This window comes from Paenibacillus hunanensis (genome assembly GCF_034055775.1).
GTDB lineage: Bacteria > Bacillota > Bacilli > Paenibacillales > Paenibacillaceae > Saccharibacillus > Saccharibacillus hunanensis.
This window is the reverse complement of record NZ_CP139194.1, coordinates 2,460,699-2,478,426: the sequence shown is the minus strand read 5'-3', so window position 1 is coordinate 2,478,426 and position 17,728 is coordinate 2,460,699. Positions and strand designations below refer to the sequence as shown.

15 protein-coding genes are annotated in these 17,728 nt (G+C 46.4%); 4 read left to right on the top strand and 11 right to left on the bottom strand.

Translation table 11 applies throughout. The features are described 5' to 3' along the window. The first annotated feature begins 112 nt into the window (after positions 1–112). Complete coding sequence (locus SK066_RS10105; protein WP_320544553.1) at positions 113–1,225, top strand: DUF4179 domain-containing protein; 1,113 nt, start codon at positions 113–115, stop codon at positions 1,223–1,225. Positions 1,226–1,296: 71 nt separating this feature from the next. Here SK066_RS10105 and SK066_RS10100 read toward each other — a convergent pair whose 3' ends face one another. After that, complete coding sequence (locus SK066_RS10100; RefSeq protein WP_320544552.1) at positions 1,297–2,244, bottom strand: diacylglycerol kinase catalytic domain-containing protein; 948 nt, start codon at positions 2,242–2,244, stop codon at positions 1,297–1,299. Further along, complete coding sequence (locus tag SK066_RS10095) at positions 2,241–3,287, bottom strand: SPFH domain-containing protein (RefSeq protein WP_188775544.1); 1,047 nt, start codon at positions 3,285–3,287, stop codon at positions 2,241–2,243. Before SK066_RS10095 ends, SK066_RS10100 begins: the two co-directional genes overlap by 4 nt. Positions 3,288–3,465: 178 nt before the next feature. Between SK066_RS10095 and SK066_RS10090 the strand changes: the two genes are divergently transcribed. From SK066_RS10090 to SK066_RS10080, 3 genes are all read left to right on the top strand, one after another. Continuing rightward, positions 3,466–4,365, top strand: coding sequence for an AraC family transcriptional regulator (locus tag SK066_RS10090; protein WP_320544551.1), 900 nt, complete (start codon positions 3,466–3,468; stop codon positions 4,363–4,365). Positions 4,366–4,527: 162 nt separating this feature from the next. Continuing rightward, positions 4,528–4,911 carry a VOC family protein gene (locus SK066_RS10085; protein ID WP_320544550.1) on the top strand — a complete coding sequence of 128 codons (384 nt, stop codon included), beginning with the start codon at positions 4,528–4,530 and terminating at the stop codon, positions 4,909–4,911. Positions 4,912–5,681: 770 nt separating this feature from the next. Further along, positions 5,682–6,101, top strand: a complete 420-nt coding sequence (locus tag SK066_RS10080; protein ID WP_320544549.1) for a hypothetical protein — start codon at positions 5,682–5,684, stop codon at positions 6,099–6,101. A 286-nt stretch (positions 6,102–6,387) separates the two neighbouring features. Here SK066_RS10080 and SK066_RS10075 read toward each other — a convergent pair whose 3' ends face one another. From SK066_RS10075 to SK066_RS10035, 9 genes are all read right to left on the bottom strand, one after another. Further along, positions 6,388–6,561 carry a hypothetical protein gene (locus SK066_RS10075; RefSeq protein WP_250345132.1) on the bottom strand — a complete coding sequence of 58 codons (174 nt, stop codon included), beginning with the start codon at positions 6,559–6,561 and terminating at the stop codon, positions 6,388–6,390. Positions 6,562–6,634: 73 nt separating this feature from the next. Further along, positions 6,635–6,883, bottom strand: a complete 249-nt coding sequence (locus SK066_RS10070; protein ID WP_320544548.1) for a hypothetical protein — start codon at positions 6,881–6,883, stop codon at positions 6,635–6,637. A gap of 130 nt (positions 6,884–7,013) precedes the next feature. Further along, the gene (locus SK066_RS10065) at positions 7,014–8,756 is read right to left on the bottom strand and encodes a type 2 periplasmic-binding domain-containing protein (RefSeq protein ID WP_320544547.1); all 1,743 of its coding nucleotides are present in this window, start codon (positions 8,754–8,756) and stop codon (positions 7,014–7,016) included. Positions 8,757–8,969: 213 nt separating this feature from the next. After that, entirely contained in the window at positions 8,970–9,890 is a 921-nt protein-coding gene (locus tag SK066_RS10060; protein WP_320544546.1) for a carbohydrate ABC transporter permease, read from the bottom strand. A 33-nt stretch (positions 9,891–9,923) separates the two neighbouring features. Then, positions 9,924–10,958: an ABC transporter permease gene (locus tag SK066_RS10055; RefSeq protein ID WP_320544545.1), complete on the bottom strand. Its 1,035-nt coding sequence runs from the start codon at positions 10,956–10,958 to the stop codon at positions 9,924–9,926. A 308-nt stretch (positions 10,959–11,266) separates the two neighbouring features. Next, complete coding sequence (gene dat, locus SK066_RS10050; RefSeq protein WP_320544544.1) at positions 11,267–12,130, bottom strand: D-amino-acid transaminase; 864 nt, start codon at positions 12,128–12,130, stop codon at positions 11,267–11,269. 166 nt (positions 12,131–12,296) lie between these two features. After that, positions 12,297–14,423, bottom strand: a complete 2,127-nt coding sequence (locus SK066_RS10045; protein WP_320544543.1) for a cache domain-containing sensor histidine kinase — start codon at positions 14,421–14,423, stop codon at positions 12,297–12,299. Further along, a complete protein-coding gene (locus SK066_RS10040) occupies positions 14,420–16,072 on the bottom strand; it encodes a response regulator (RefSeq protein ID WP_320544542.1) in 1,653 nt (550 codons plus the stop codon). Before SK066_RS10040 ends, SK066_RS10045 begins: the two co-directional genes overlap by 4 nt. Positions 16,073–16,117: 45 nt before the next feature. Then, positions 16,118–17,500 carry a glycoside hydrolase family 140 protein gene (locus SK066_RS10035; protein ID WP_320544541.1) on the bottom strand — a complete coding sequence of 461 codons (1,383 nt, stop codon included), beginning with the start codon at positions 17,498–17,500 and terminating at the stop codon, positions 16,118–16,120. Positions 17,501–17,728: the final 228 nt, after the last annotated feature.

Here is a 17,728-nt window from a genome sequence, read left to right as displayed (position 1 = left end):
CTATACATTTGTCACGATTGGCTGGAATTTATGATCTAAAACAAGGTACAATGGAGGTAAATCATTGTTCTTGTTATAGGACTTGATCAACCATCCGAAAGGAGGACTGAAGATGAACGAGCATGACAAGCAGCCGACAACGCCAGATGCCAAGCCGATGCATCTTACACAGTCTTCCCCGCCTGCCCTTCCTGTCGCAGTCGAGAACTCGGCTGTTCCTGCCAATCATCGCTCCTTCTGGGCAGGCTTGCGTCACCTATTCGATACACGACTGCTCGTCGTAGCAGTATCAACTTTTATTGTTATTTGTATTTTAGTGACAACGACCTGGCTAAAGCCATTGATCGGCACGCATTCTACCGAAGCAAGCTGGGGCGAGCTAGAGCCGTTTCGCGTCTACCAGAGCGAGCAGATTGGCAATCAAAGCCTAACCTCCGCCATCGAGCATAATTATATTCAAAAGATCAACAAAAGCGCTGAGCAAAATGGTTATCGATTAACCATCAATGCTGTCACCGCAGACGAAAATCGGTTGATCCTACTCTACACAGCACACACGGATCGTGATTCCACTATCCCCGGACTTAGCAGTGTAAAGCTACGTAATGTCGCCACAGGCAAGCTGCTTAGCAACTCTCCTGCTCGTCTGAATGGTTCTCCAGATGATCAGAATCCGAAGCAATACTATGGCACAGCAACCGTCCGATTGAATCAAAAGCAGCCCTTTCCACGTGAAATTGCAGCTCAGTTCCAGATCATGTCGTCCAATGATCGCACAGCAAGCGGCGTCGCTGCGGCCAATGCCAGCCAGGTGCATTATTCACCTACACTGCTATTGCACATTTCGCTGGCACCTCATTTTCAGCGTCAACAAACTGAAATTATTTATCCGAATCGAACGATAACCTGGAGCGCCCATACGATCACGTTATCTCGTGTAGAGATTTCTCCATTGGAGATGCGCGTGCGCTTCACTGCCGATGAGAAGGTATCCGGTGGCCTTGCCAAGCAGCTCTGGCTCATTCCGCAGGGCATCATTTCCGAAAAGGGAGAAGAATCGGTTACGCTGCGCCCAATCGGTAGCCGACTTATTAGCGAGAATCCGTATACATTTGAGCATGTATTTTATAGCAATCTGCTCGATAATCCCGATTCACTCCAGCTGGTCGTCAAGCCACGTGATGCCGCAGCCTATGAGGATGTGCGAATCATTCGGATCAAATAATCCCATCCATAATCTCATTTATAAACAGCCTTAACCAGGGCTTTATCCTAGAACAGATGACAAAGAGCGCATCAGATGACCAGATGCGCTCTTTGCTGTGCAATGCCAATCGTGGCGCTAATACCAGAATTAAACTCGACATAGTCACTCTCTACCCCATCGCTGAAAATAACCCCTTCTTCAGGCATTTGCGATACAATTCGCAGCGGCTCGCCATCGATCTTGCCAAACACCAACTCCGTCGATGTCATACGGCTTGGAAATGGTTCACGCACACTGTAATACAAATACGGTGCGTTCCAGTCAAAGGAAGCGCTCAGATCAGGGAGCGACTGTCTTGCTTCACTGCCTCCAGCCAGACTCACAATCCCCGCAGCTCCGGTCAGTACACTTTTGAGCCAGCCTGTCGCACCCATGCCGGTCGAGACGATAATGCCACTGGAGGATTGCTGTTCACTTCTTCCGCTGTAGCTAAGCTCATAACGAGCAGAGACATGCGTTTTTCGCCCGATAAACAGATCATTGACCCCGTATAGCACCTGACCATCATTAAGCGTAGCACATGCCAGACGCACATCGCGCATCTGCCGTTTACGTGCAAACACATCCGGCACGAGCAGACTTAGATCCTTCACTTCAAACGGCAGCAATACACCATCCCATCTTCGCGGGTCTGGATTAACACCGATAAGCGGCAATCCAGTCGCATATTTCATCGTATTGGCAACGAGCCCATCCTGTCCCAGCACGACTACCACATCGTCAGGACCGAAAATAAAGCTGGGTACATGCTCTCGGTCGAGCAGCTGTACGCGTCCAAGCTGCTGAAGCTGAAACAATGTCAGCTCCAGCGCTTGTTGATACTGCTGATCCTCCTGCACATAGTCGCTAAAATCAGCACCCATACGCTCGATATAAAATTGTGCCTGCTGCACCGTATTATATCGCACTACCAGCTCCTGTAGACGTGTTCGGCGCTTCACAAGAATGAGCTTGTTTTCCGTCAGTCTGCGGCTCATCGCTCTCTGCCTCCTCGTCCAGCCTGACCATTTTGCTCATGCAGCAGTCCTTGCAACAGATCAGGCGAAATATTGAGCTGACCGATACGACCCGCATTTTCAGCAATGCCCTGGAATGCCATCGCGATCAATTGATCTGGCTTCATGCCCATGCTCGCCATCGCTTGCAGTACATGTGGCTGTACACCTTCAAGCGATTGCATTACAGCCGACATTTCGTACGCGCGTGCATCTGCCTGCGCCTTGTCGTTCGCAACGGTCAGCTCGATCAGCTGGCTTTTGCGCTCCTCCAGCTCCGTGTCAAAGCGCAATTGCTCTTCCTCCATCTCATTTTGCTTGATTTTGACCGAGCGCTCGGCTTCAAGCTGAGTTTCGCGGATTTGACGCTTTTTCGTTTCGACGGCGATCTCGGTGTTCAGTTCGTTTTCACGTACTTTACGCTCCTGCTCAATCGAAGCGTTGCGACGTTCATATAATGCTTCGTCTGCGCTACGCAGAATCTGCTCGCGTGCCTGCGCTTCTAATGCTCTCATCGTTTCTTTGTTGGGTAAGATGGCAAGGATCGATAAGCCCATGATCTCGATCCCTAGCTTTTGCAGCTCCGGATTGCTCTGAATCTGTGCGCTGATCTGGCGTACGAGCGATTCACCCGATTGGATCGCTTCACGTAACGGTAGCTGCTCAATGCGTTGCTTCATTAACACCTGCACAATATGAATGACGCGCTGCGATAGCTTTTCCGGGTCGTCAGATAGATAGCGATTTTTCTTCAAATTGTACGTGTAATTCAGAATACTTGTCGTCTGGCGATAGTCGATAATTCGGTACGTGACCTGCCCCTGTACGGTCACGGTCTGATAATCACTTGTAATCTCTTCGAACATGAACGGTACATCGATCGAGGATACTGGCACGACCACGACCGAAGTCGTTGGCTCATAATAGTAAAACGAAAGTCCGACGCCCTCTTTTACAATTTTTCCGTTCTTGATCTTCATGACATAATCACTTGGCTGGAATTTGGCGAAGCGCAATCCGAACATTATCTGTCAACTCCTTCATATGTTAATAACATTTTGATAATATCTTTGATTGGCATTATCATAGCACCATCTCATGATATAATCAATATGATATTAACAAATTATTCATATGATCAATAATGGAGGATTATGATATGTTGGAAAGAAGAAATAGATACATATAAGGAGAGCGATGTGTATGCGTCGATTTCAACCGGTGCAGCCGCCGATGCTGGAGCGAGGACTATTGTATGAGCATTATCAATATGTAGAATATGCGCCTGCTCTGCGTTTACAGCATATCGTATGCTGCTATTGGAGCTCCATGATGAAGCCTGGGGAGAAGTCTCAGTGGCATCGCATTGTACCGGATGGCTGTATTGATATCATTTTTGATCTATATGCTGTTGATCATCGCAGTGCGTTTCTAGCTTCGCTGATGCGCTCCTATGAAGTGATGGAGCTGACGGAATCGATGGCATTTTTCGGTATTCGTCTGTATGCAAGTGAGGTAAGAGGATTGCTCGGTTATGCAGGCTCATCGCTGGCTGGCACGCATGTAACGCTGGAGCAATGGCTGGGGGCGCAGGCAGCGCCGATGACGGAGGATGTCGTTACCGCAGCTCATATGCAGGAGCGCATTGAGCGCACGGAGCGCTGGTTATGGATGCTAGTACAGGAGCAAGAGGATAACGACACGGCTCGGTTGCGTCAGCTTGTTCATTATATTCACGCTGAACAAGGTCGCCTGACCGTTCGTGATCTGGCCCAGCAGAGCCATTATAGTGATCGTACATTACGGCGGCTGTTCCAGCAGGAGCTGGGTGTATCGCCGAAGGAATGGTCGGATATGATGCGATTTCAAGCGGTGTTACGGCATTTGCAAATGAATGATGCGTATTCTATAGCGATGGATACATCATCCCCTTCTAGTGCCTTTACTTCTCATTCATCAAGCACTGCTACAGCAGAGGTCATTCCGCAGTCACTGACGCTTAGTGAGCTGGCTGTTCGTTTTGGTTATTATGATCAATCGCATCTGAATCTTGCCTTTAATCGGTATTATGGCTTACCACCGGGGCAACTGCTCCAACGTTAGAGAGTGCTTGGAGTTGTCCGATTTTTCCAAGATACCGTGCGTAAGGATATCGTATAGTAAGAGAGCCTTGTAACGTATTGCTTGTACAACGTCTTTGTCTAGCTATAGAGTAGGAAACGATGCAGAAGGCAACGAAAACACATTAATTAGGAGTGGATAAGTATGAACTTGAATATGAAATATTTGATTTTGTATGTGAATGATCTGGAGGCTTCGCTACACTTTTATCGCGATCTGCTCGGATTACCGATTAAGATGCAGGTGGATACGTATGTTGAATTTGAGACGGGTGCTACCACACTCGCGGTGAATACACGGAAGTCAGTGAATGAGTTACTGGATCTCGGATTGACGGCAGATGTACCTTCAGCTAGTACGTTTGAGATCGGTTTTGTAACGGAGGATGTGCCCGGCACGCTGGATCAGCTTCGCCAGCAGGGTGTACGCGTCGTTCGCGAGCCAGAGACCAAACCATGGGGACAAACAGTTGCCTATGTGACCGATCCGGATGGTCATTTTGTAGAAATCTGTACGGCTATCGGTTAAGAAGTACATCGATTCAGAAGCGGAAGAGCTGAAAATGATAAATAAGATCGCGACCCGTTATCGCATTGGATATAACGGGTTTGCGATCTTTTTGTATGTTTATTTTTAGATCATATGGAGATTAGTTGATATTGCTTGATTTGTTGCTCGTTTAAAAATGAAACAGGTGACGTTTTTAATGTATTGACAATTGGAAATAAAAGGGTGATTAATTATGAACCAGCTGTTTATATAATGGCAAGGAAGTTTCTCATTTATAGAGCAAGCTTATATTCATTGGAAATGTCCGAAATACATGCAAACTTTATATAGATAATACACTAGTATGTGACTCACCAGGCCAGAATGATACAGAAAATGTTGAAATATCACTGTAACGGTAGATTAAGAATCATGTCTACAAGCCTACTCTTCTATTAGCTAATCTAGTTAATAGTACTATTTTACCTGCTACTAATTGTCGAATATTAGCTATAACGTTGATAAAGCTAAAATTTTATAAATAATATGAATATCACGTGTAATATGACTTGCGTCATTAGTCCTAAAGTAGTATTATATACCCACAAAGTAGTTATGACTTAGAAGTAATATTCTTCCTAACGATACTTTATATCGTTGGTTGCCCTATAAGATGACTTTAATTATTTGTGATTAAACTGTCTTCACGGCATCACATTGTTGCTTGTATTAATTCTAGTATTTCGCTCTGTATACTTGGCTTTTATAAATACAATTGATCTGTACTATAGATGAAAGAGGTGATCCTGATGAGTTTGATGGTCGATTATTGTCCGCGTTGCGGTTCTGTATATCAAAAAAATCTGCGTAATATGTGTAATGGATGCCGGGATGAGCTGGATGGTGCGATGAATCGCTGTCTCGATCACCTGTGGCGTTATCCAAAAAGCACAACGGAAGAGCTGAGTAAGGCTTCTGGGATCGGCATGCAGGAGCTGTATCGTTTCATACAAGCAGGCAAATTCTCGCATAACTATGTGAATCTGACGTTCCCATGCGAATGCTGTCAAAAGCCAATTCGTCAGGGTAGATTATGCGATGGCTGCCTGGGTACCTTCCGCGAAGCATTCCCTACTCCGGTAGCAGCGGCTCAACCCGCCCCACGCACAAATGGTGGGAAAACGAGTCACAAGGTGTTGTATACATCGCGTCCAGGTAGTCGGCGTTAACGGTTTGGAAATGGTGTTTATGGTATACAACAGCATCTACAATACAGGAATATAATCATATAAAATGCACCCACAAATGATCATTAGCTTACCGCAACAGGTTTCTAATGTTCATATTGTGGGTGCATTTTGTTTTTACTTATAAAGATAACGATTCAATTCATCTACATGTCTATCTGAAAGCTAAGTATTTTGGTGTTTCGATTGATCTTACTTCGTTAGGGATGTATCTGCTTTCCCAGTTATAGTGCATTTTCATATCGTAAAGTGACTGTACTCTACAGGGTCAGTTTTTATTTTGCATGCTCTTATTTTGTTTAAATTCTAAGATTAAAATGATAGCCATGAGTACAATCATGATCATAGCAACGAGCTTTGAGTTAATATGCAGGTAAGCTTCGCCGTTAAATACTTGAGAAAAAGCTAGTACCGCCACCAACAGAAGCAATATTTTTTTCAAAATGAGATTCTCCTCCTCTCACTCCTATTTTTACTTTTGCATCCTTTCATTACAAATTATACATAATAATAAATTAAATATAAAATATCGGAATGCTTTTTTTATTGCCGAATACTCTATCTATTGCAAATATAAAAATCAGGCTAATGGGTACACTTAAAAATAAGAATAGTTCGCCATTTATTAGCGCAATCTTCAAAGTCAAAACTAACGCAATCAAATAAGACAATTTACTTCTTTTCAGTGAAATCCCTATTAAATAGGCTAGTACGCTTACAATAATTGACGTTATAAGTACGCCAAATATAGCTCCTACCATCATTTAAAACACCTCCATATTACAATATTAACAGACTTATACTGTATGTGGAAAATAAAGTAAGACTCAGACAATGGAGTGTCTGAGTCTTACGCTACTTATTTTGCTAATCCACAAGACTGGCTAGTTACTTTTACTGCAAACCCGCATCCTGCAACGACTTTGCATAGGCAGTTGTCATATACTCGGTCAGCTTGTCTGCGCCGGCTTGCTTGAATGAATCAATAGCTTTGGCTTTGGCAGCAGCAAAGTCTTCATCTGACTTGGACAGAATCATCGTTGCTGCGGTACGTGCGGCCAACTCTTTTAGCTGTGTTTCTTGCTTGAGCAGATCGTCTGGCAATACCGGCAGTACGACTGTGTTTTCCTTAATAATCTGCTCAGGAGACAGCTTTTTCAGTGGGGTATTATCATCCTGTAGCTTGCCCTCCTGTACGAGCTTGGAGAACACTTCGCCTGGATATGTCGCGTTATAGTGCTTACTGAAATCCTTCTCCAGTGTGGTTGAGCTAGCAGCCATCGCTTCCTCGGTGGAGAACAGATTGACTGGTGTGTCGTTGTTCGGATCGATGACACTACCACCCAGACCAATCAGGTTCTGATCCAGCGCGATACCACTACGCTCCCATGCATCGCCACCATTTACCTTCATATCAATCGTTTCTTTGGTCAGCTGTGGCTTGCCATTCTCTACCTTCCAGTTCTCACCCTCAATGCCGCTGTACATCGTACGCGCACCTTCATAGGAGTGAATATAGTTCAGGAATTCCATTGCCTTTTCTGGATATTTGGAGCTTTTGGAGATCGCATAGCTCTTATCTGACCAGCCTACAGGACGCACGCCGCCACTCCATGCCTGTTTACCTGCCGGGATGACCATAAAGCCTTTGCCATCCTTTGCATACTTGGCATTAAAATCACCCATTGCCCATGTTGCTGGGCCAAGAATGAATTGACCGGCTGTTGCTTTTGCCATGTAGTCGTTATTTTTCATCGTTAATGCATCCGGGTCAAGCAGTCCCATACGATACGCTTTGTTGTAGAAATTCATCGCTACCCAGTAGTTGGAATTCTCGTCAGTCAGTACATTGATCAGACGATGCTCCCCGAGTGGCTTGGCAAATAAGTCGGAGCTTCCGCTTGCTTGCTGGCCTGTTGCCCATGTGAATGGAATGATATACGGCCATAAGCCCCAGTCCTGCCACATCGATACGCCGTATACTTTTTTGCCTTCATCGGTTGTTGGATGCTTGGCACTAATCTGCTGTAATACATTTAACAGATCATCTGGATTTTCAATCGGTGGTGTACCGATTTCTTTGTAGTAGTCCCAGCGGATCGTTGGACCGATCGTCAGATTCGGATAGACTGGACTTGGGTCAGCCTGTACCTGTGGTGGTAGGAAATAGAGCTTGTTCTGTCCTTCGCTCCAATTTTTACGGCTATAATCGACTACGGTTGGGATCGTCTTCTCTACATCTTTACCGTATTTATCCATCAAGTCGTCCATCGGGATAATCAGATTACCATCGATCAGCTGCTTACCGTACTGGGTAGGGTCGGCGCGAACGATATCCGGCAGATCGCCACCGGCGAGTAAGACGTTCATTTTATTTGCATCGGCTTCCACGTATTCGATCTTTACGCCAATCTTGTCTTCGATGGCTTTGGCAATTTTGCTATCTGGGTAGGTGTTCCAGCTCGTTCCGGTTTCATTCACCAGTACACGCAGTGTAACGATACCATTCGCATCTTTCGTGCCTGCCTGACTTGCACCACTATCTGTACCTGTTGCTCCACCAGAACAAGCTGTAAGCGTTATCATAAATGAGAGCATGAGTCCGGCTACGGCACGGGCTTTGCTTCGTTTTTGCATGGAATGGCCTCCTTTAATGTGGGGGTTCATGTAATATAAGTATTCGTAGCGCATGAGACGTATTGGCAAGTTGTAGGTATAGTTGTAATCTTCCAGCCTCACTATCGCTGGCCCTCTTCTCCTCTGTTCAAGCAAGCATCAGGATGAACAGAGGGGAATGAGGATTAAGCTAAGATGATCCTACCGAGCGATGAGTACTCTTTCCAGCGTTCGTTATCCTTTGACTGCACCCATCATAATACCTTTAACAAAGAAGCGTTGCAGCATTGGATAAACGACAACGATCGGTAGTGTTACCAGCATGGTGATCGTCATTTGGATCGATTGCGGTGTCATCGTTCGTACCTCAGCAGAATTCGTCATCTCTGCAGCGCTCATACTGGATATACTGTTGGACTGATTGAGGAAGTTATACAGTACGAGCTGTAACGTTTGTAGATTCGGATTCTCGACGAGAAAGAAGTTATCGAACCAGGTATTCCATTGTCCGACTGCCGAGAAGACCGCAATCGTCGCAATAATCGGTGTGGACAATGGGAAAATAATGCGTGTAAAGGTCGTCCAGTAGCCTGCGCCATCGATACGCGCCGATTCCTCCAGCGCTGGTGGAAGCTGCTCAATAAAGGTCTTAATCAAAATGATGTTAAAGCCACTGAGCGCGGTTGGCAATACATACAGCAGAAAATTATTTTGCAGCCCGTATGCCTTCATCGTCAAATACCATGGGATAAATCCGGCATTGAAGTACATCGTAACGAGCACAAAGCGATAAATAAGGCGCCGCATCGGCATTTCCTTTTTCGTGATCAAATAAGCGAAGAACGAACAGCATAGTACAGTTAACAGTGTACCGACGATCGTCCGTAGCACGGATACAATCGCGGCGTCCTGCAAGCCATTCAGCTGTAGCGTTGCCTTATAGCTTTCTAAAGAAAAGCCAGCAGGCCATAGAAATACGCCACTTTGCGCTTGAAATGAATCACTAATTGAATAGATGAAAATGTAGTAAAACGGATAGATCGTCACGACTAGCAGTAAGGATAGCAATGTATAGTTTACGATGTTAAATAGCAGGTCTGACCATTGAATCGGTTTGCGTGTACGCTCTCCTTGCATGCTTAGTGCTTTGCCCATAGCTTACTTCCTCCTTATCCGGCAGAGCATCGCTTAGATGATGCTCTCGCCGCGTACTTTCTTGGATAGGCTATTGATCATGAACAACAGAATGATACTGATCACTGACTTGAACATACCGACCGCTGTTGAATATGGATAGTCATTCGTGACCAGACCGAGACGATATACATACAGATCGAGCACTTCGATCTTATCTGCGACCATAATATTATTGAACACCAGATATTGCTCAAAGCCTGCGGACAGCAGATTACTTACCGCAAGTAGTAGCAACACGATAAAGGTAGGCATGATGTTCGGAATCGTAATATACAGAATGCTGCGAATACGACCTGCACCGTCAATTTTTGCCGCATCATATTGTTCACCATCGATTCCGACGATAGCTGCCAGATAAATGATCGCGTTCCAGCCGATCGTTTTCCAGATTAATAAGAGCGTCTGTACCATCCATACATGATCAGCATTGCCAAGCACATTAAGCGGTGTATCACTGAGCCCAAGACGAGCAATGATCGTATTAATCGCGCCTTCGGAGCTGAACATGCTGAATGCGAGTGAGAATACGATGATCCAGCTAATATAGTTCGGCAATGTCGTTGTCGTCTGGATCAGGCGTTTGAAAAAGCCACTGCGTACTTCTGAGATCATGATCGCTAGCAGCAAAGGTAATGGTGCTGCCACAATGGAGAGTAAGCTAAGTGCCAGTGTGTTGATTATGACACGAAGCATATCGCGGTCATGTAGCATCTCTCGGAAATGCTCCATCCCTACAAATGTCGTCTGACTAAGTGGGATACCAGGGCGATAATCAAAGAAAGCATATACCCAGCCGAATAGCGGCACATAACTGAAAGCGATTACAAAAATGATAAAAGGTAACGTCATCAGCAGTAGCTTGATTCCGTCTGCATTCACCCTGCGCTTACGGGTTCGGGCAACTTCCCCTTTCTTGTACGTGATCTCCACAGCGGAACCTCCTTTGAATATACAGGATGCTTGAACCTGTTGATGTCGGGCAACCAAGCTATAATCGAGCAACGATGTGTTGATGCTTCTTTTCATGCAGCGCTCTCCTGCTTGCTGTTGAGTACAGGAGCTAGCTGCACTGGTATGAATGAAGCGATGCTGCATGATATAGCTTGTTGCTTGAGCTTGTATTTAGTGTAATATGCGGTCGATTGGTACTGAATGAACGATCTTCCAAAAAAACTGAACAATCTACAGATGCTGTGCAAGCGACGAAAAAACGTGGCGTGGAGTTGAACGATCTACAGATGAGGTTGAACAATCTGTTGGAACTGCATAATAAAAAGGATCACTCATCAATGAATGATCCTTCGATTCTGTGCTAATTTATTAAATTTCAACCTTCAACTCACCGATGAGCTTCCCTGCCGCACCAGTTGCTCCACCAGTTCCACATAAGCGACCTGCAAGCGCCGCGTCACTGCACCCGGTGTACCTGTACCTACCGGGCGACCATCAATGCTAATAATCGGTGTTGCTTCCATCGTCGTACTCGTTAAAAAGACCTCATCTGCGTCCAGTAGCTGCTGCTTGCCAAAAGCCTGCTCTACATAAGGAATATCTAGCTGGTGAGCAAGACGCTTCACCACCTGCTTGGTAATTCCATCTAGAATCAGATTGCCATTCGGATGTGTATAGATGACACCATCCTTCACGATCAGTAGATTGGATGCGGTGCATTCTGTAACCGTATCATTGCTACGAATCAGAATCGCTTCCTTCGCACCTGCTTCCACTGCCTCCTGCTTGGCAAGCGTATTCGCTAACAGATTCAGTGATTTGATGTGACAACGTAGCCAGCGGATATCCTCCAGTGTGATCGCTTCAATCCCATTTTCGATCGAATCAGCTGGACGTACCAGCGGCTCGCAATAGCCCAGCATCACCGCTTCGCATACTTCAGGGAAAATGTGGGCACGCTTTGCCTCACCACGGGTAAACTGAATATACAGAATACCATCCTGCTGACCGAGTGTAGCAGCCAGCTCATCCACCATACCGCTCAGCTGCTCGCGGCTCCATGGAAGCTCGATCTTGATCTCGCGCAAGCTGTTATACAGGCGATCCAGATGGGCTTCCTTTTCAAACAGTATGCCGTTGTACAAGCGGAATACTTCATAGATGCCATCACCAAAATAATATCCACGATCTCGATAAGATACACGTACCTGTTCTTCTTCGACCAGCTTTCCGTTCCAGAGTAGCATCACAATGACCCCCATTTGTCGTAATCGGCAGACAGATTCGTTACAGGCAATCCGTCCAGCACATGGTATGCTTGCATTGTACCACGCTGGTACGCATACGCAAATGAATGCGCGGATAGCTTCTGCCAGAGCAATAGCATGAATTGTGAAAAACAATGAACTACTACTATACGCCGCTCATGCCATCCGTCTTACGCAGTGGAGTCGATGCTTCATCCACCAATCGTGGCAAACGAATCGTGACCTCTGCACCATGCGGCACCTGTGGAATCGTCACTCCATACGGCTCTCCAAAATAAAGCTGAATGCGTTTATTGATATTATACAGCCCCACTCCGCTACCTCCGCTGGTGCTCATAGTGGGATTAGACGTACTTGGGTTGCTTGGGTTGCTTGGGTTGCTTGGGTTGCTTGAGTGAACTGAGGTGCCTGCGTTACTCGGATTGCTTGTATATTCTGTACTTCCAGTAGAGTAATTAGAGCTGCTGGCAGGATTGCGGACACCATTTTGCCCGAAGGATACTGAGCGTTGGGCAGCGTCTACTTCATCTGCATCAAGGCTAGCTTCATTCTGATATCGATCCGCCCCGCTTCCGTGCCCAATACTCTGACTGTCCGTTCTCCCTCCTGCTGCAAGCTGCCGATTCAGCTGCTCACGCAGTTCATTATCAAACCCACTGCCAGAATCGACGACCGATAACCATAAGTCTCGCCCATCCTCATACGCTTCAATACTAATCTCGATCCCTTCTCCATCCTGACGACCGGATTGAATCGAATTCTCAACGAGTGGCTGTAAAATAAAGCGCGGTATTCGGCAATCCAGTAGCTCTGGCTCGATGTCAAACGTGAACTCGATTGTACTGTTAAAGCGCAAATTGATAATTTTGATATAGTTTTCCAGATAGCTCAGTTCATCGCGCAGGGTACACATGCTATCCTTGCTGGCGAAGATTGGACGCAGCATATTTCCGAGCGCTACTACACTCGTTACAATCTGCTCGGCCTTGATCATCGTTGCCATCCAGCGAATCATATTGAGTGTATTGTATAGAAAATGGGGATTGATCTGATATTGTAGCGCTTCGATCTCCAGCTCTCGCCGTTGCTCCTGAATCTCGTTATTACGCCGCAGCAGCTGGACGATGCTAAGTGACATTTCGTTGAATCGCCTCATCACTGTGCCGAACTCGTTGTTCGGAATATCGTTAAAGGTCACTCCCAGCTCGCCCTGACTCATATCACGTAGCTTATGTGCCAGTAGCTTGAGTGGCCGGATCATTCGTTTCAGGAAAAAATAGGATATGCCGAAGATCAGCAAAATACTCACGCAGAAAACAATCACCATAATGCGCTGCACCGAGAAGATCTGCTGTGAAAAGAGCCCGAGCGGCACTTCACGCAGCATATACCAGTCTCCATCCTGTAGCTTATAATAGACGATCTGAATCGGATCGCCATTTTTCACCGTATCATAGCTGCCAAAGGTCGAATGATCGCCGGTTGGCGGCAGGTAAGGACTCTGCTTGCCCACTTCGTCGGCACTGCTACCAGAGATAATTGTCCCCTGCCCATTGATAATATACGCATTGCCTTCTGCCATATCGAGGGATGCGGAATACGTCGATGCCAGATATTGCTCATCCAGATTGAAAATTACGGTCGCATTCGTATTCGGCTCATATAGCGCCCGTACACCGCGAATCAGACTAATCAGTCGATCGTCCTTGTCGCCGCTAACATAGGGATTATAATACGACTCGGTCATACCACCCGTCACCGTCAGACCGGGAAAGGCTTGTTTTGCCTGCTCATAGCCCTTTGACCGGAAAAAGTTGGCCGTCCATGCGGCTTCCTCATGCACCAGTGTGCGTGTAGCGTCTCCGCCCAGTGCACCATTATCGTCAGTGATCATATAGATGGAGTGGATATAGTTATAATTGCTAATAAAGTTGGCGATCCGTGCATAGACCTCTTTTTTCAGTTCGATATTTTCAAGCTGGGTGCGGTAATCATTATTTTGCAGGTAGCTCTGTACATTACTATCCAGTAAAAATAGCTTGGACAAGCGATCTACATCGCTGATCAGGCTATGAATATTGTGATCATTTTGCTGGAATTGCTGGTAGAGTAGCTTTTCATTTTGCTCCTTGATCAGTCCCAGCATAAATGTATATAGAAAATACGTAGCCAGTGAGAATACAATAATGCTGACCGCCATAAAGTAGACGATCAGCTGCGTACCAAGATGCTGAATATTACCTGTTTTACCGGATCGTCTCCATCGCTTCATTCGCGCTTCGCCCCCGTAATATCAACGGCATTGCCACCCTTGAGCGATTGTCGGCGATATTCATTCGGATTGAGTCCGGTTACTTTTTTGAATACTTTACTAAAATACGTATATTCAGGCGAAAAGCCGACCTGTACAGCGATATCGTAGGATTTCATATTCGTACCGATGAGTAGCTCCTTCGCACGCTCGATGCGATAGCGATTGAGATAATCGACGAATGTAATTTGCAGCTCCTTTTTGAACAGATTGCTCAAATAACCAAAACTTAGTGATACATGCTCAGCGACCTGCTGAAGGCTGATGTTCTGCGCATAGTTTTGCTTAATATACTGGATCGCACGAGCAATCTCATGACTCATATGCAGCAGACTATGCGCATATTCTGCTACATGGACAAAGTACTCACGAACCTGCTCCAGCATATCAGGCAATGTATCGCATTGCTCCAGCTCTGCTGTAATATCAAGCAGCAGCAGCTTCTCATTCTGATGCTGCTCATATAGACTCGTGCTGATCCATTGTACAAATTGGAACAATAACGGCTGCATTGTCGCTGGATCTTCGTGCAAGCGCTCGGTTAACAAGCGAATATAATCTCCATAACGTTCCTGCTTGAGTGGGGATAGCAACCCCTTCACAGGCGAATGATCGCGAAGCTGCTCTAACATCTGTTCCAGCGGTGCCATATCGAGTCGTTCATCTGGCTCGTGCAGTAGCCCACCACCTGTGAGCAGCTTATTACGGAGCGTGTGCTGTGCCTCATGGTATAGCGAGGATAGATTTTTGTATGCGCTATCAATTTTGCTAATTCCTACAGATACGGTACTGCCAAAGCAGCCGTATACAGCTTCCTGCACCTGCTGTGCAATTAGACGAAGCTGCTGACGAATCTGTTGCTCGGAATGCATATCCTCAAAGCTGAGTAGCAATAAATAATGCGTTCGATCAATATAAAAGCCTTCTCCACGCTCGAAGGTCGTTGTAATCTCATCCAGCATATTAAGAATGGTCATCTTGATCAAATGCCCATGCTCATCGCGGAATTTGTCACGCAACCGTGCATACTGATCCAGCTCTACGACGCAGACAGCTAATCTAGCCGGGGCAAGCCGCATCCCACTCTGACGAACAAATTGCTCAAATTCGCCTGCCGAATAGATGCCATACAGCAAGAAGTCCTTGAGTACCTTTTCCTTAACTAGCTCCAATCCTGCTGATGGAACCGTAGCCGTATCAGCGGTAGCCTGAGCTGGACGATCCTGACGCTGTTCATCCAGTTCATGACGCACACTGTTCAGTGTCGTTGCAATCTCATCCTCGGTCATCGTGAGCTTGAGAATGTAGCCAGATACGCCGAGCGACATTGCACGCCGGGCAAGCTCGAATTCCTCCAGACAGGACAGCACGACAATGCGCGTCTGCCGATCCTGTTCACGAATACGGGAGATCAGCTCCATGCCGTCCATACGTGGCATACGAATATCGGTGATCACCACATCCGGCTTATCCTTATTATAGGTTTCCAGTGCGCTCTGACCATCTGGCATATCGGCAATGACCTGCATGCCAAATCGACTCCAATCGACCGAGTTTTTCAAGCCGATGCGCACAAGCATCTCATCCTCGACAATCATCACATTGTACATTCCGCTCACTCCTCGATTCAGGTTCAGTGCAGGGCTTGCAGAAGCTTACGCTCGGGAAGAACGATACGCTGCCTGCGAATACTCTTCATCGCTGAACAGGCATAATACCCAATCCTGCCCTCTACCACTTGAAGGCGCTTCCCATATGTGACTGCCGGTATTACTGAACGTGCCCGCATAATCATATGTTCCTGTACGCGGGCAGTACCATACCGCCTCCACAGAAGCTCCTTCGATTTGTCCTAATCTTACTTTAACATACAGTCCTGTTGGACAATAGATAAACATGAAGCTTTTCCCACAGCATGCAACCGGTGTATTCGCCCCACCCAGTGCTTGCTCTAGCAGATGACGTGCTGGCTTCGCTTCGGTAAAATCAACCCGTTCCATTAACGCGCGCAAATGCTGCATTTGCCGGGCACCTGGACGTTCAAGCGCTTGCTGCCAGGTCATAATGAAAAATCCAGCACTGCTATCTGCCCATGCTGCATCGTCTCTCCCGCGATACATTGACCATACCGAATGATGCCCATACGTATGTCCGCAGGCTCCGCTACATACTGCATAATAGGCAGCCTGACGCACATCCGCTTCATCAAAATATCCATTTACCGGATTAAAATCAATCGGAATATCCTCATAACATGGCTCAGCGTCCAGTGTTGGACGTACAGGCTCTAGCGTATAATCATGCTCGACCAGACGATAATTATCGCGCACTCCTGCACCATGACTGGACTGAATCATGTGCAAATCAAGCCAGGATTCGGTATGCACATATCGAGATGACGAGACGCCTCCCTTCGGATGAAAGGTCATCAAGCGTTGCTCCGTGCTGCCCTCTTCAATCCCTCGCGCCATCTGACGGATAATATCATAATGTCGCTCGGTTTCCAGCGCACGATCGCCACCAAGCACCCAGATCAGATGTGGATGATGACTGTATCGCTCTGCCACCCATTTTCCATAGCCATACGCATTGTTCGGTTCTAATATTTCCGGGCCAATCCCACCAGACAGATTGAACTTATCTCCCCATGCTGGAAGTAAGGCAATATACAATCCCAGCGATTGCGACAGCTCCAGCACCGCATCCACATGATGCCAATACGAATTGTCGCCAGCTAGATCAGGCTGCAAAGGATCAGGCTGTACGTTTTGGTCTAACAGCAACGGTACACGTCCATTGGCAGCAGGTGTGAACAGTCCATCTCGCTCAGCGAGCAGCACCGTCTGAATCACATTAAAGCCTTGCTCTGCACGCTTACGTAAATAATGCTCCGTTTCTTTCATATCCAGCCGATGTAATAGTTCCCATGCTGTATCAGCCAACCAGAAAAAGGGCTGTCCATCTGCTGTTGCCAGATGTCTACCACTGGAATGAATATGTAGTGGCTGCAAGCTTGTACTTGCCGATTGTGTGAACATAAGCGATCATTCCTTTCCATATTGAATATTAGCCGAACACCAGTGTTCGGTGTTCGGCCTGTAGCTAGATCGATATCAAATTGGCGTCAGCGTTTAACGTTCATGCTGTATAAAAGTAGTCATCGATATACGGTTTGACCGTTTTATCCTCTGATTGTTTTATCACCTAAATGTCCTCGAATCTTCCGCTTCTGATCTGCTACATTTTGGTGTTCTGGTGTCTGGTGT